Raw genomic sequence first — 13,013 nt, forward strand, 5'->3', positions numbered from 1 at the left:
CTAAAAGGAGCCACGTGAGGACGTGGGACGTGAGGCCATGGCGTACCGGGAACCCGGTGGGCGGGAACCCAAGCGCGCTACTTCCGCGCAGACGTATCCGTCTCACTCTGCCGAGTAGCCCAACAAGCCGACCTCCAATTGAGTTGAGACGGCGGCGTGGCTGGTCGTCCGCACTCATCACTGGTTCGGCCTTCCGATTAACTGCCATCGTTACGGGCGCCCCGCGAACTACCAAGGAGCGAACGTCTCAGCGAAGGTACCAGCGGCCCGCGACGAAACTCCTTGTGCCGGCGCACGTTCGCAGAGTCCACGGCCGCATGGCGCGAGCCGTTCCGCTCCGAATGCGCAGCGGTGTGGGCAGCGCACGGCAGACCGGACCTCCTGCCCGCCATTTCGCGCCGCGCTGCGGCGACGGAGTTCTACCTATGGTGCAGTTGCCTGTGGCAGTGCTGCGGGCACCGATGGGACAGGTGCGCGTGCGAATGTCCTGTCGCGGCTGATGCTTGACAGCGGCAGCCCGCCGAACTGTCCGTGGCGCGGATGTCATCATGGCTGGCGTGAGCCGCGACATCATCGTCCAGGACATACCCCCAACCGTCCGCAGCGTTGCGGAGATCCCCGACTCATGGCGACCGGCGCCACTGCCGTTCGGCCACGCGGAGGTCGTCGCCGCCGTGCGGGAACTCGTGCCCTCCGCGGACTTCACCGACCGCACCTGGGGGCACGTCCTGGTCGGTGGCGCGGACATCGAGATCAATGTTCCTGACCGCCCACAGCTGGACTACTTCGCACTTCACATCCGCGGTGCGGACGATGACGCCGCCAATCGCTTCGTCGCCCAACTGCTCCAAAGGCTTGGTGTCCGCGCATTCGACGTCGCCTCCGACACCGGCATCTTCACCGCCAGCTAGGTGCGCCCGCGGCCGCCGGGATCGATCAGCCTGCAGCCGCCGGACCTAGGAGCCCACCGTCAAGGATCAGCTGATACACGGGTGCCAAGCATCAGCCGCATCTAGACAAGGTGCACGTGCGGATGGGCGTGAAGACTTTCTGTACTCCGTCAAGGCGGCTCGCTCCGCTCGCCGCGCGGCTCGCCGGCTGCGGGCCCGCGTCGGGCGTGCGGCCTGGCGGCCGGTCCCTCCCGCGGCCCGGCCGGCGGCCGCGGGACATGCAGAAGGCCGGCGACAGTGGAGTGGTTCCACCATCGCCGGCCAACCGTGAACCGGGCCTTGCTTGTCAGGGGCGTCCCCCTCACGCCGCCATGATCCGGCCTGCACTGCGCGAGTCAAGGGCACTGCGCTGCGCTCCGTGTCGCTGCGCGATCGACTACGTCGACCCTGGACAGGCTTCGCTTCGGCCTAGGGGCGGCAGTTACGAGGTCGACGCCGGAGAGCGGGCACGACCCGAGCCACCCCGAGCTACGCGGCGGGATCGCGGTCGATGAAGCGGCGCAGCTCGTCGGCGTCGGAGATGAGCCGGTTCACCGCGTCCTTTAACGTGGCGTTCTCCCGAGCCGCCAGGCTGTTCAGCACCCAGCCTCGGATCAGCGCCGACACCGGAAGCTCGGCCTCACGAGCGATCTGCTCGATCTTCGCGAACTCCGCCGCCGGCAACCGCACCGACTGCACGACTGACCCGGCCAGGTTCGGGTGCGTCCCCACCGTCCCTTCGGGGTAGGGGTCCTCCCTGGTGGCCTCGGACTCGTCCTGGATCTCCTTGATCTTGTCTTCGATCCTGCTCATGCTCGCCTCCTTCGCATGTATTCACGCCGGTCGCTGCTGTTCGATGGCCACCCGTTCGCGCCCCACAGCCAGGACACGGCCGGGTCGCGGACCAGGATCACCGTCAACAGTTCCTCTCTCGACCGGCACAACCCGATGACCCGGATGCTGTCGCCGGACTTGCTCTTCGGGTCCGGGTCGAGCACCCATGCCAGCGGGTCGGCCAGCGCCTCGTTTGCCTCCTGAACACTGACCTGGTGGCGGTCCCACATGTGCGCGGCACCGTGCGTCCAGTCCACATTCATCTACTACAACCCTACTACGAGTAGTGACAGTCGTCATTCGTCGTTCCGATGCCGTGCCGCGTCCAGCTCCGTCGCGCGCTCGGCTGCCTCGGTCAGCGCCGACGCGATTTCCGGCACCGACGTGGCGGCGAACAGGTAGCCAGCAGTGGAGGCCCATGGCGTAGTGACGGTCAGCTCGATACACACCGACGCCCGCGGCTGGACCCGTTGGGCGAGGTTCACTCCGACCAGGCCGCCGCCGCGGATCCCGCCGGGCACCGATGCCACGTACTTGCGGTGCACCGTGTGCGTGCCGGTCTCGTCACACCACTTCACCGAACACGCGGCGTTCCGCTCGTTAGCCCCGATCACGGCTGACGCTCCCGCTCGGCGACGTACATCTGCCTGACCTCGTCCAGGGAGGAGCGCAGCTCGGCCAGCCGGTCGGCCAGCTCCGGGATCCCGGACAGGCTCTCGGCGTGCTCTTCGACCGACGCGGCCGAGCGTTCCAGCGTCTCCAAGTGGACCTCGACCGCCAGTGCACGGGCGGCGGCCCGGTCCAGTCGGCCGCGGAACCCGATGACGAGTCCGCCCCAGCGGCGGTAGAGCCGGTCCAGTCGCTCGATGATCTGCTCGTCGGTCATGCCCGGCAGATAGTTCCGCGCGTCGGACAGGAGCGTGGGAGTCCAGCCGGCCCGTTGAACGATGGTGCCGATGCGGTGCAGCTCGTCCGCCAGCTCATGCGCGTCCGCCGCGGTGAGCCCGAAGTGCGCGTACTCCTCGGAGCCCTCCGGGCGGATCGTCACATCGATGGTCGGGCCTTCCTCGTCGTGGTACGCGACGATCTCCCCGACGTCGGGATGCACGAACGGTGCACGGGTGATGATCTCTCGCTTCTTCGGCTTCGGTACGGTGACCATGGGTCTCCTCCTGCTAGTTCAGGGTGGGATCAAGTCCCCGGACCGGTGTTGGCGCACCGGCCGGGGGCGACTACAAGGGATGAGGTCACTCCCGACTACAGGAGGGCCACGCGCCCGCCGTCTGACGACCGCGATGCGGCGTGACGCGCAGAAGCCAGCCCGCCAGATCAGACGGCGCGAGTGGATGGATCGCCGTGCCCCCGGCGTGCCCCAAGGGGCGGATACGGCGGGGGAATCACGGTCAACGGCGGTGACGAACGATAGATGAACGTGCTGGTGAAGGGGTGGACAGGGGCGGGTTCGATCCGCCGACCTTCCGCTTTTCAGGCGGACGCTCTTCCAACTGAGCTACCTGTCCTTGCGTTGGCGGGACGAGTTTAGCCGACGCCGCCGCGCGGGCGAAATCGTGCCCGCCGACGCTCAGGTCTTCTCGCGGCGGGAGCGTTCGTCGAGCTTGGCGAGGTAGGTGTTGTAGGCCTCGCGTTCGGCTTCGTCCTCGCCCTCGCGCCGGTCGAAACGCCGCGCCTCGCGCTCGTCCGAGCGATACCACTGGACGAACAGCACGCCGATGACCAGCAGCCCGGGCAGTTCGCCGAAGCCCCACGTGATCTGCCCGGCGAGGGTCTGGTCGTCCAGGGTGTTGGGCAGCCAGGTGATCTCGGTGGCGATCTCGCGGTAGTAGTCGCCGGCGATGAGGCGCGACGACTCCATGAGGGCGAGTCCGAAGACGGCGTGGAAGGACATCGCCAGCAGCTGCAGCACGACGCGGGCGGGGAACGGCGGACGTTTGGGCAGCGGGTCGATGCCGATGAGCATTTCGAAGAACAGGTACCCGACGACGAGGAAGTGGGCGCTCATCAGCATGTGGCCGGTGTGCGAGCGCATCGCCGACTCGAACAGGCCGGTGAAGTAGACCGTGAACGAGCCGGACACGAACAGCGCCAGCGCCACGAGCGGGTGGGTCAGCACCCGAGCGACGGGGCTGTTGACGGCGGCGGTGATGGCCTCGCGCGGGCCCAGCTGACCGCGCCGAGCCGGCTTCAGTGCGCGCAGGGCCAGCGTGACGGGCCCGCCGAGGACCAGCAGGATCGGGCTCACCATCATGAGGATCATGTGCTGGACCATGTGCACCGACAGCATCACCATGCCGTAGGTCTGCAGCCCGCTGAGCCCCACGAACGCGACCGTCGCGAGGCCGGTCAGCCAGGCGATGGTCCGCCCGACGGGCCACTTGTCGCCGCGGCGGTACAGCCGCCAGACGCCGCCCAGGTAGAGCAGCAGAGCGGCCAGGATGCCGAGCGCGAACATCGCGTCCGGGTAGAACTCGGTCACCAGCCGGCCCGGGCTGATCTCGGGCGGGACCGGGAAACCGATGAGGGTGCGTACGGCGGTGCGCACCTCGGGGATCTCCGGGCCGGGCGGCTCGGTTCGGCTGAGGGCGACGGCGAGGCCGAGCGCCACGGCCATGATGATGATCTCGCCGACGGCGAGCCGCCGGAACGCGCCCGCCCGGCCCGCCTCCAGCTGCGGCAGCGTGCGGCTGCGGTGCCGCCAGCCGAGCCAGCCCAGCGCGATCAGCGCGAGCACCTTCCCGAACAGGATCAGTCCGTACGCGGACGTGAACACCTCGGCCAGCGACTCCAGCCGCACCCACGCGTTCAGCACGCCGCTGGCCGCCACCATGACGAAGCAGCCCAGCGCGACGGCGGAGAAGGCGCGCGCCACCCGTGGCAGCTCCCGCCCGCGCCGTCCGGCATACCAGGACAGCGCCACCAGCCCGCCGACCCACAGCGCCATACCGATCAGGTGCACCAGCAGCGACACCCGTGCGGAATGGTGGTAATCGCCGGACGACGAGTGCCCGATCAGGCTGAGCGGCACCAGCGTCGCGACGCCGAGGCAGAACAGTGCGATGGCGCCGCCGTGCCCGAGAGTGAGCCGCGCGGCCGGGATGATCGCCAGCGCGAGCACGACCATCGCCGCATACGCCCGGCCCTGCTCGACCGTCGACGTGTACGAGACGAACGAGTCGCCGGCCAGCGCCTCCGGAAGCGGCCGTCCGACCAGGTCGGACAGCGTCAGCAGGTGGACGACGGCGGCGGCGACGGCGAGCACGAGCGCAGACAGCGACGCCGCCCGCAGTGCGTGCAGCGCGTCGCCGCCGAGCTGGCCCTTGCGCGTCGGCAGCACGACCGCCAGGCCGAGCAGCCCGACGGTGACCGCGCCGGCTCCGTCGAGCACGGCCCGGGCGATCGGCAGCCCCCATTTGGTGACCTCGCCGGGATCGCCCAGGCCCGGGATGCCGGCCGTGGCGTCGCCGCCGCCGAGCAGCAGCGCGACGATCAGCGTGACCAGGGCGATCCCGGCCGCCGCCACGCCCCATTGGCGGGTGGGCGGTACGACGTCGGCGGCCGGAGTCGAGGTGTTCATCAGCTGTCAGTGTCCTCCGCGGTTCCGCGCCGCCGGCCACCGGCCGCCACGAACGCGAGCACGGCGACGACCACGGCGCCGCCGACGATGAGCAGAACGGTCGCCGTCGAGCCCAGCCCTCCGCCGTCGTCGGCGGACGACGAGCCGGAGCCGGCGGCCGGGGTGGTCTCGTCCGACGGTTCCTCGGCCGGCGTCTCCGCGGGCGCCGACGGCGTCTCGGACGGTGCCGCGGACGGTGTCTCGGACGGCGCCTCGGCCGGCGTCTCCGCAGGTGCTGCCGGTCCCACGCCGCTGACGGTGAAGCCGACGGTGCCCTCGATCGGGTGGCCGTCGGACGACACGACCCGGTAAGCGATCGTGTAGGCGCCGTCCGGCAGCTGTTGGACGGTCTGGGTGACGGTGTCGCCGGCGGTCTGCGGCGCGCCGTCCTGGAACGTGGCGCCGGCCGCGTCGGTGACCGCGACCTGGACGAACTCGCCCGGGATGGCGTTGCTGAAGACCAGCTCGACCGCGGTGAGCGGCGTGCTGACGGTGCCGCCGTCCTCGGGCGTGCTCGCGACCAGCTGGTCGTGGGCGACCGCGGCGGGGGCGGCGAACAGGGACAGCCCGGCGACCGGGGCCGCGGCCAGCGCCGCGACCCCGATCAGGCGACGGAGGCTACGCATTGCGCCGCCGCAGCGCCGCCGCGCCGACACCCACGCCGGCCGCGCCGACGACGAGTCCGCCGATGCCGACCCCGCGCGCGAGGTCGTCGGCGCCGTCGCCGTCCGATGCTGCGGCGTCGGTGGACGTCCCACCCTCGTCCGACACGTTCTCGGCCGCCGGCGCGCCGCCGTGACCGTCCTCACCGGTGGCCTCGACGACCTCCAGCGACGGCGCCGGGCGCTCCGGCTCCTCCTGGCCCTCGACCGTCTCCTCGGCCCAGGCGACGACCTCGCCGTCGTCGTAGGTCTGGGTGGCGGGGAGGAAGTACGTGCCGGCCTCGGGGAGCGGGCCGACGGAGATCGCGAACTCGTCGAACTCGCCCGGGCCGATGCGCACGCCCGGGTCGGCGGTCCAGGTGACGGCCGTGACCGCCTCCTCGAGCGTCCGGTCGCCGACCTGCACGGGCTCCGGGAAGCGGGTCGTGGTGAGCTCGGCGGTCCAGCCCGCGTGCGGCTGCACGCGCACCGACGGGATCGGGGTGTCGGCGGGGAGGTCGAGCCGGACCTGCACCGTGCCGGCGGTGTCGGACTCGTTCGGCACCCGGACGGTGATCTTGGAGTAGGACCCGGCGGTGTCGACGTCCGGCCGGATGGTGACGTGCGCCGAGGCGGGCCCGGCGAGGACCAGCCCCAACGCGACGGCGCCACCGGCGGCGAGCCCCGCCCTGGCGAGGGTACGTGTGATCATGAATTGCGTCCTTTGTCTCAGTCGTGGAGATACGCGGGAACCCGCGGCGCCCGAAGAGCACCGCGTCCCCCGTCGACAGCAGTCGTGTCAGCCCAGAACCGGCAGCGCCGGTGGGCCTCTCCACGGTGTCGACCGGACGAGCAGGACGCTGCGCGGCGCGGCGGCCACGACCTCGGCACCCTCGGCCCGCAGGCGCGCCACGGCGGGCACCGGCGCCGTCAGCAGCCGCCGCACCCGCGTGAGCAGCACCGTCGCGGACAGCGACGCCAGCGACCACGCGACGCTCTCGGCGCCGGCCAGCAGCACCGTCAGCACCACGGCCGACAGCACGTGCGCCAGCGCCATGCCCGCGGACGGGACGACGGAGGATTGCGTGGAGTGGTGGCCGTCGAGCGTCAGCAGGACGTGCAGCACCGGCTGGGTGAACACCAGCATCGCCGCGATCTCGAGCACCGAACGCCGCCGGTCGGCCAGCGCGACGCAGGCGACGCACAGCAGCAGCGCCACCGCGACGAAACCGGGCTGCGTCGTGACATCGCCACCGGCGGCCGCGTGGGCCAGCGTCGGCAGCAGCAGACAGGCCGCGGACATGACCAGGCCGCGCGTGACGCGCGCACGACCACGTCCGAGACCAGGCACGCCGTCACTGTACCGAGAAGGTCAAGGCCGCCCTTAGGGGTAGCCCCACCCCAACTGGGGAGATTCCTCCATCGCGCCCGGCCAGGGCTGATTCCTAGGTTCTTGGTAGGCGCCGGACGAGCGCCACCCGAGAACGGAGAGAGAGATGGCTGGGCATGACATCACGAGGGCCGCGGAGGCCCTGCGGCTGGTCCAGGTCAGCAAGACCTACGGCACCGGCGAGAACCCCGTCCGGGCGTTGGACGACGTGTCCCTCAGCCTGGCCGCGGGCACGTTCACCGCGATCATGGGCCCGTCCGGCTCCGGCAAGAGCACGTTCCTGCAGTGCGCCGCCGGCCTCGACCAGCCGACCGCCGGCCGGGTGTTCATCGACGGCGCCGAGCTGACCGGCGGCAGCGAGACCGCGCTGACGAAGTTCCGCCGGCAGCGCATCGGCTTCATCTTCCAGCAGTTCAACCTGCTCCCGACGCTCACCGTCCTGCAGAACGTGACGCTGCCGCTGCGGCTGGCGGGCAAGCGGGCCGACCGCAAGCGCGCGACCGCGATCCTCGAGCGGGTCGGGCTGGGTGAGCGGATCGACCACCGTCCGGCCGAGCTGTCCGGCGGTCAGCAGCAGCGGGTCGCCATCGCCCGGGCGCTGGTCACCAACCCGAGCGCGATCTTCGCCGACGAGCCCACCGGCGCCCTCGACAGCCGCAGCGCCCGCACGGTGCTGACGCTGCTGGCCGAGGCGGTGCGCGAGTTCGGCCAGACGGTCGTCATGGTGACGCACGACCCGGTGGCGGCCGCGTACGCCGACTCGGTGATCTTCCTGGCCGACGGCCGCATCGCCGGTTCGCTGGACCGTCCGACGGCGGAGGCCGTCGCCGAGCGCATGACGCACCTCGGCGACACCGTCGGCCTGAGCTCGGCTGTGGGTGAGTGACGGTGTTCGGGCTGGCCGTGCGCACGCTGCGGCACCGCACCGGCGGGTTCGTCGCGAGCTTCCTGTCGATGTTCCTGGGCGCGGTCGTCGTGATGGCGTTCGCCGCCCTGCTCGACACCGCCGCGGGTACCGGCGTCGACGACGTGAGCGAGGAGACGCTGACGACCATGGCGATGGTCGTGGGCGGCTGGGGCCTGGTCATCGTGCTGTTCGCGGTGATCTCGACCATGACGTTGTCGGTGCGGCAGCGCGCCGCGGAGATGGCCCTGCTGAAGAGCATCGGCGCGACCCCGGTCCAGGTCGGCCGGATGATCGTCGGCGAGGCCGCGCTCGTGGCCGTCGCGGCGGCGGCGCTGGCGATCGTGCCGGCGATGGCCGCCGGCCGGCTGCTGCTGGACCTGCTGCAGAACACCGACCAGGTCGCCGAGGGCATCTCCTACGGCTTCGGCGCGACGGCGCTGTCCATCGGCGTCGGCGTGACGTTCCTCGCCGCGGTCGGCGGGGCCGTCGTCACCGCGCGCCGGTCGACGCGGATGCGGGCCAAGGAGGCCATGACGGCGGTCACGATCGAGCAGGCGCGGATGACCCGCAAGCGCACGATCGCCGCCATCGCGTTCCTCGCCATCGGCCTGAACTGCGCGATCCTCACCGTGACGCTCTTCGACGACAAGGGCATCGACGCGATGCAGACCGCCGGTCAGGCGTCGATCTGGTTCTCGATCGGGCTGGCGCTGTTCGCCCCCGTGCTGGTGCGGGCCGTGACGGCCGTGCTGGCCGGCCCGATGCGGCTGCTGGGCGGCACCAGCGGCTACCTCGCCGTCGAAAACGTCCGCCGCCGGACGCAGCACATGGCCGGCGCGCTGATGCCGATCATCCTGTTCACCGGCATCGCGACCGGCACGCTGTACATGCAGAGCATCGAGAACTCCGCTCCGCCGGTGGCCGGCTCGTCGATCCCGCCGGACGAGGCGCAGGCGATCGAGACGCTGAACTTCGTCGTCGTCGGCATGCTGTCGGTGTTCGCGGCGATCCTGGTGATCAACACGCTGGTCGCGGCCACCACCTACCGCCGGCGCGAGTTCGGCCAGCAGCGGCTGGTCGGTTCCACACCGCCCCAGGTGCTGAGCATGGTGGGCATGGAGGGCGTCGTGCTCGCGGCGGCCGGCGTGCTGTTCGGCTCGATCGGCTCGATCGTGACGGTGTTCCCGTACAGCCTGGCCCGCACGGGCGAGCTGCTGCCGGACACCACGATCGGCATCTACGTCGGCATCGTCTCCACCGCCGCCGTGCTCACCCTGGCGTCCTGCCTCGGCGCGGCCCGGAAGGTGATCCGGGTGCCCGCGGTGCAGGCGGTCGCGGTGTGACGCGGACCCCCGAGCGGGGCGACGGCGCGCGCCGTCGCCCCGCTGCCGCGTTCGAACCGGCCCTCTTTCAGCTGGTCAGCGAGTCTGATCGAGGAGAGCCCGGGCCGCTCCGACGAGCCTGGTTGCGCTGCGCAAGACACTGGTCAGTCGCGTTGCTGCGACTCCCTCTCCGGAGTAGTGGGCCTGGTCCTTGATCGCGAGGACCTTCGCAAGGTCACGAGCCAGATCAGTCCCGTTGGGCTGGACGCGTTCGAGTAGCGTGACGGCAGCGCGATGGTCCTCGCCCGTGTGATAGCGCCCGAGCCGAAGGCAGCAGATGGCATCCGCTGCTGCGATCGACGCCTGGACGGCATTCCCTGCGGCGGCGTTGTTCGCGGCCCGCCGATCTTCGGATGCTGCGAACTCGGCCAGTTGGAGGTACTCCTGCGCCACCGCCGTTCGCGCCGTAGCGAGTGCCCGGCCACCGGTGCGTTCCCGACGGGTCACGAGGGACGCCGCAGTAGCGAGTTCAAGGGACGGCCGCGTAGGGGAATGGCATCGCGTCGCCACTCGTCGACGATCGGCTCACCCGCCGCCGCCATCCGTTGCAACTCCTCGACCTCGACCTCGAACCAACCGACCCAGTTCCCCGTCCATCGACGGATGGCGGCACCGGACTCCGCCAGTTGGTGATCCCACTCCTCCTGCTCGCCCTGTGACCGAACCACCAGAATGTCGATGTCTGACGAGGTATCGCCGTCTCCGCGCGCCGCCGAGCCGAACAGTGCGACGTGCTCCGCCGGCACCGGCCAACTGTTGACCTCGGTGCCGAGACGATGCAGAACCTCCGTCCGGAGGTTCGCCAAGGCGATCGTCGGCTGCACGGCGACGTGCTCGAGATTGAGTCGAACCAGATGCGATCCGGCGTGGGCATCGACGTCCACGAGGCCATGCTCTGCCAGGCGCTGAATCGCCTGACGTGCGCGGGTCGGCGATACGCCGGCGACACGAGCCAGTTCGCGGACTCCGAAGGTGCCTGCGCCCGCCAGTGCGCGAATCACGGCCGCGGTTCCGTGCGACATCACCGCTGTGGCGGGATCGCTCCAGTCCATGTCGCCTCCCGGCGGTCCCAAATAGAGCACATTCGAACTTCTTATAAAAACACCTGAACCTAGTATAGGCGCATTCGGTTCGGTCGCGTTCGAACCAGCCGGAAATGGGCACGGATCCGGCCATGGTGGTGTACGTGGGGACGTCGGGGTGGCAGTACGACTCCTGGCGCGGCGTGCTCTACCCGCCGAAGCTGGCGCAACGGCGCTGGCTGGACCGGTACGTCGAGGCGTTCGCGACGGTCGAGAACAACAGTGCGTTCTACCGGCTGCCGCGACGCGAGACGTTCGAGTCGTGGCGCGAGCGGCTGCCCGCCGACTTCGTCATGGCGGTGAAGACGAGCCGGTACCTGACGCACATCCGCCGCCTGCGCGACCCGGAGGAGCCGGTCCGCCGGTTCCTGGACGTCGCCGCCGGCCTGGGCGACCAGCTCGGGCCGGTGCTGCTCCAGCTGCCACCGAACCTGCGGGCCGAGCCGGACCGGCTGGACCGCTGCCTGTCGCAGTTCCCGCGCGACGTCCGGGTGGCCGTCGAGCCGCGGCACGAGTCGTGGTGGACCGACGAGATCCGCTCGCTGCTGGAGCGGCGTGGAGCGGCCCTGTGCTGGGCCGATCGGGAGGGCCGGCCGGTCACCCCGCTGTGGCGCACGGCCGGCTGGGGCTACCTGCGCCTGCACGAGGGCGCCGCGCATCCGTGGCCGAAATACGGCGGCCAGGCGCTGCGCAGCTGGGCCGACCGGCTGGCCGCGACGTGGGCCGACGAACGGGACGTCTTCGTCTACTTCAACAACGACCCCGACGGCGCGGCCGTGCGCGACGCCGTCAGGTTCGCCGGCGTGCTGCGCCGGGCCGGCAGATCCGTCACCCACACGCCGTCGTCGGCCGGCACCGTCTTCTCCTGACCGCTACGCTGCCGCCGTGGAGCCGAGTCTGGAGCTGCGCGTCGCGACGTTCAACGTCCGCAACGGGCGCGCGCTCGACTGGCTGAACTCGTGGTGGTTCCGGCGCGGTGCGACCGCGGCGGCCATCGGCGCGCTGGGCGCCGAGGTGCTGGGGCTGCAGGAGGTGTACGAGTTCCAGCGCACCTATCTCGCCCGGAAGCTGCCCGGCCTGCGGTGGTACTCGCAGGGGCGCGATGGCGGGACGTCCGGCGAGCAGTGCCCGGTCGCCGTCTCGGGTGGGTTCATCAGGGTCCTGGAGCACCGCACCCGCTGGTTCGGCGACACCCCGGACGTCCCCGGGACCCGATTGCCGGACGCGTCGTTCCCGCGCGTCGCGACGATCCTCCGCTGCCGCGACCAGCGCACGGCGCGCGAGTTCACCGTCGTCAACACGCACCTGGACGAGCGGCACGCCGCCAACCGCGTCGCCTCCGTCCGGCAGCTGACCGGCTGGCTGGACCCCGCCCTGCCTGCCGTCGTCCTGGGTGACTTCAACGCCGGCCCCGGCGATCGCGGCGTCCTGGGACCGCTGCTGGAGGCCGGGTTCCGGCTCGCGCCGGTGACCGGCGGGACCGCGCACCGCTTCACCGGGGCCGCCGACGGGAAGCGCATCGACCACATCCTCGCCAGCGCGCACTGGACGATCGAGGAGGCCGAGGTCGAGCGGGAGCGGCCGGGCGGCCGGCTGCCGTCGGACCACTGGCCGGTCCGCGCGACGCTGCGGCTGAGCTGACTACTGGCAGCGCCGGCAGGTGCCGGACAGCGCGATGTGCGGTGGGTCGAGCTGGAAGTCGCTCTCGTCGGCCAGCCGCCGTTTGATCGGGTCGAGCAGGTCGCTGGGGAGGTCGATGATGCGGCCGCAGACCCGGCAGCTGGCGTGCAGGTGGTCGTCGTGCCCGGTGGCGCCGGCGGCCAGGTGGTACGTCGTGGCGCCGCCGCCGACGTGCACCTGCGTGACGACGCCGAGCGTGGCCAGCGTCTCGAGCGTGCGGTAGACGGTGGCGCGGTGCACCGTCGGGTGCAGCTCGCGGACCTGCTCGGAGAGCTGCTCCGCGCTGGGGTGGCCGTCGACGGTCGCGAGCGCCTCGATGACCGCGTGCCGGGCGCCGGTGATGCGGTGCCCACGGGCGCGCAGGCGGTCCAGCGCGCGCTCGACGGTGGCGACGTCGTCGTCGTGCGAGTGGCCGTGCGGGGCGCTGACATCGACATTCACCCCTCCAGTGTCCCGGCTGAGAACGGGAATCGCCACTCCCTGTGGTTCGGCCGGGACAGCGGACGTGAGTCCCGGTCCACGGTCGCCGGTGGGCTG

General features: G+C 71.2%; 16 protein-coding genes and 1 tRNA gene. 5 read left to right on the plus strand and 12 right to left on the minus strand.

The features are described 5' to 3' along the window. The first annotated feature begins 557 nt into the window (after nucleotides 1-557). Nucleotides 558-911 (plus strand): hypothetical protein, encoded by a 354-nt coding sequence (locus DZA62_RS13510; protein ID WP_157987655.1) that lies wholly within the window; start codon nucleotides 558-560, stop codon nucleotides 909-911. A 507-nt stretch (nucleotides 912-1,418) separates the two neighbouring features. Here the strand turns inward: DZA62_RS13510 and DZA62_RS13515 are convergent. From DZA62_RS13515 to DZA62_RS13555, 9 genes are all read right to left on the minus strand, one after another. Beyond that, nucleotides 1,419-1,742 carry a hypothetical protein gene (locus tag DZA62_RS13515; protein WP_116949404.1) on the minus strand — a complete coding sequence of 108 codons (324 nt, stop codon included), beginning with the start codon at nucleotides 1,740-1,742 and terminating at the stop codon, nucleotides 1,419-1,421. Further along, entirely contained in the window at nucleotides 1,739-2,026 is a 288-nt protein-coding gene (locus tag DZA62_RS13520; RefSeq protein WP_198663718.1) for a hypothetical protein, read from the minus strand. Before DZA62_RS13520 ends, DZA62_RS13515 begins: the two co-directional genes overlap by 4 nt. Before the next feature lie 33 nt (nucleotides 2,027-2,059). Next, complete coding sequence (locus DZA62_RS13525) at nucleotides 2,060-2,377, minus strand: hypothetical protein (protein WP_157987656.1); 318 nt, start codon at nucleotides 2,375-2,377, stop codon at nucleotides 2,060-2,062. Beyond that, nucleotides 2,374-2,925, minus strand: a complete 552-nt coding sequence (locus DZA62_RS13530; RefSeq protein ID WP_116949406.1) for a hypothetical protein — start codon at nucleotides 2,923-2,925, stop codon at nucleotides 2,374-2,376. Before DZA62_RS13530 ends, DZA62_RS13525 begins: the two co-directional genes overlap by 4 nt. A gap of 285 nt (nucleotides 2,926-3,210) precedes the next feature. After that, a tRNA-Phe gene (locus DZA62_RS13535) sits at nucleotides 3,211-3,283 on the minus strand. A 62-nt stretch (nucleotides 3,284-3,345) separates the two neighbouring features. Continuing rightward, nucleotides 3,346-5,355, minus strand: coding sequence for a cytochrome c oxidase assembly protein (locus DZA62_RS13540; RefSeq protein WP_116949407.1), 2,010 nt, complete (start codon nucleotides 5,353-5,355; stop codon nucleotides 3,346-3,348). Further along, nucleotides 5,355-6,020 carry a copper resistance CopC family protein gene (locus tag DZA62_RS13545; protein ID WP_157987657.1) on the minus strand — a complete coding sequence of 222 codons (666 nt, stop codon included), beginning with the start codon at nucleotides 6,018-6,020 and terminating at the stop codon, nucleotides 5,355-5,357. Before DZA62_RS13545 ends, DZA62_RS13540 begins: the two co-directional genes overlap by 1 nt. Continuing rightward, nucleotides 6,013-6,747 (minus strand): YcnI family copper-binding membrane protein, encoded by a 735-nt coding sequence (locus DZA62_RS13550; protein ID WP_116949409.1) that lies wholly within the window; start codon nucleotides 6,745-6,747, stop codon nucleotides 6,013-6,015. The genes DZA62_RS13545 and DZA62_RS13550 overlap by 8 nt, the downstream gene beginning before the upstream one ends. A gap of 87 nt (nucleotides 6,748-6,834) precedes the next feature. Beyond that, entirely contained in the window at nucleotides 6,835-7,386 is a 552-nt protein-coding gene (locus tag DZA62_RS13555) for a hypothetical protein (RefSeq protein ID WP_157987658.1), read from the minus strand. A 145-nt stretch (nucleotides 7,387-7,531) separates the two neighbouring features. On the opposite strand from DZA62_RS13555, the gene DZA62_RS13560 reads away from it, so the two are divergent. Continuing rightward, nucleotides 7,532-8,311: an ABC transporter ATP-binding protein gene (locus DZA62_RS13560; RefSeq protein WP_116949411.1), complete on the plus strand. Its 780-nt coding sequence runs from the start codon at nucleotides 7,532-7,534 to the stop codon at nucleotides 8,309-8,311. Continuing rightward, nucleotides 8,308-9,675, plus strand: coding sequence for an FtsX-like permease family protein (locus DZA62_RS13565; protein WP_198663719.1), 1,368 nt, complete (start codon nucleotides 8,308-8,310; stop codon nucleotides 9,673-9,675). The genes DZA62_RS13560 and DZA62_RS13565 overlap by 4 nt, the downstream gene beginning before the upstream one ends. 75 nt (nucleotides 9,676-9,750) lie before the next feature. Here DZA62_RS13565 and DZA62_RS35715 read toward each other — a convergent pair whose 3' ends face one another. After that, the gene (locus tag DZA62_RS35715; protein ID WP_157987659.1) at nucleotides 9,751-10,107 is read right to left on the minus strand and encodes a hypothetical protein; all 357 of its coding nucleotides are present in this window, start codon (nucleotides 10,105-10,107) and stop codon (nucleotides 9,751-9,753) included. A 50-nt stretch (nucleotides 10,108-10,157) separates the two neighbouring features. After that, nucleotides 10,158-10,766 (minus strand): nucleotidyltransferase domain-containing protein, encoded by a 609-nt coding sequence (locus DZA62_RS13570; protein WP_116949412.1) that lies wholly within the window; start codon nucleotides 10,764-10,766, stop codon nucleotides 10,158-10,160. 122 nt (nucleotides 10,767-10,888) lie between these two features. Between DZA62_RS13570 and DZA62_RS13575 the strand changes: the two genes are divergently transcribed. Both DZA62_RS13575 and DZA62_RS13580 read left to right on the plus strand, forming a co-directional pair. Beyond that, complete coding sequence (locus DZA62_RS13575) at nucleotides 10,889-11,665, plus strand: DUF72 domain-containing protein (protein ID WP_116949517.1); 777 nt, start codon at nucleotides 10,889-10,891, stop codon at nucleotides 11,663-11,665. 16 nt (nucleotides 11,666-11,681) lie between these two features. Beyond that, nucleotides 11,682-12,437 (plus strand): endonuclease/exonuclease/phosphatase family protein, encoded by a 756-nt coding sequence (locus tag DZA62_RS13580; protein ID WP_116949413.1) that lies wholly within the window; start codon nucleotides 11,682-11,684, stop codon nucleotides 12,435-12,437. Here the strand turns inward: DZA62_RS13580 and DZA62_RS13585 are convergent, their stop codons facing one another. Beyond that, nucleotides 12,438-12,917 carry a Fur family transcriptional regulator gene (locus tag DZA62_RS13585; protein ID WP_198663720.1) on the minus strand — a complete coding sequence of 160 codons (480 nt, stop codon included), beginning with the start codon at nucleotides 12,915-12,917 and terminating at the stop codon, nucleotides 12,438-12,440. Nucleotides 12,918-13,013: the final 96 nt, after the last annotated feature.

It is taken from the genome of Jiangella endophytica (genome assembly GCF_003427025.1).
GTDB classification, from domain to species: domain Bacteria; phylum Actinomycetota; class Actinomycetes; order Jiangellales; family Jiangellaceae; genus Jiangella; species Jiangella endophytica.

Bases quoted from the DNA above. Each gene is read 5' to 3' on its own strand.
- DZA62_RS13560 (WP_116949411.1), top strand. From the start codon at position 7,532: ATGGCTGGGCATGACATCACGAGGGCCGCGGAGGCCCTGCGGCTGGTC.
- DZA62_RS13545 (WP_157987657.1), bottom strand. From the start codon at position 6,020: ATGCGTAGCCTCCGTCGCCTGATCGGGGTCGCGGCGCTGGCCGCGGCC.
- DZA62_RS13540 (WP_116949407.1), bottom strand. From the start codon at position 5,355: ATGAACACCTCGACTCCGGCCGCCGACGTCGTACCGCCCACCCGCCAA.
- DZA62_RS13575 (WP_116949517.1), top strand. From the start codon at position 10,889: ATGGTGGTGTACGTGGGGACGTCGGGGTGGCAGTACGACTCCTGGCGC.
- DZA62_RS13520 (WP_198663718.1), bottom strand. From the start codon at position 2,026: ATGAATGTGGACTGGACGCACGGTGCCGCGCACATGTGGGACCGCCAC.
- DZA62_RS13550 (WP_116949409.1), bottom strand. From the start codon at position 6,747: ATGATCACACGTACCCTCGCCAGGGCGGGGCTCGCCGCCGGTGGCGCC.
- DZA62_RS13515 (WP_116949404.1), bottom strand. From the start codon at position 1,742: ATGAGCAGGATCGAAGACAAGATCAAGGAGATCCAGGACGAGTCCGAG.
- DZA62_RS13570 (WP_116949412.1), bottom strand. From the start codon at position 10,766: ATGGACTGGAGCGATCCCGCCACAGCGGTGATGTCGCACGGAACCGCG.
- DZA62_RS13530 (WP_116949406.1), bottom strand. From the start codon at position 2,925: ATGGTCACCGTACCGAAGCCGAAGAAGCGAGAGATCATCACCCGTGCA.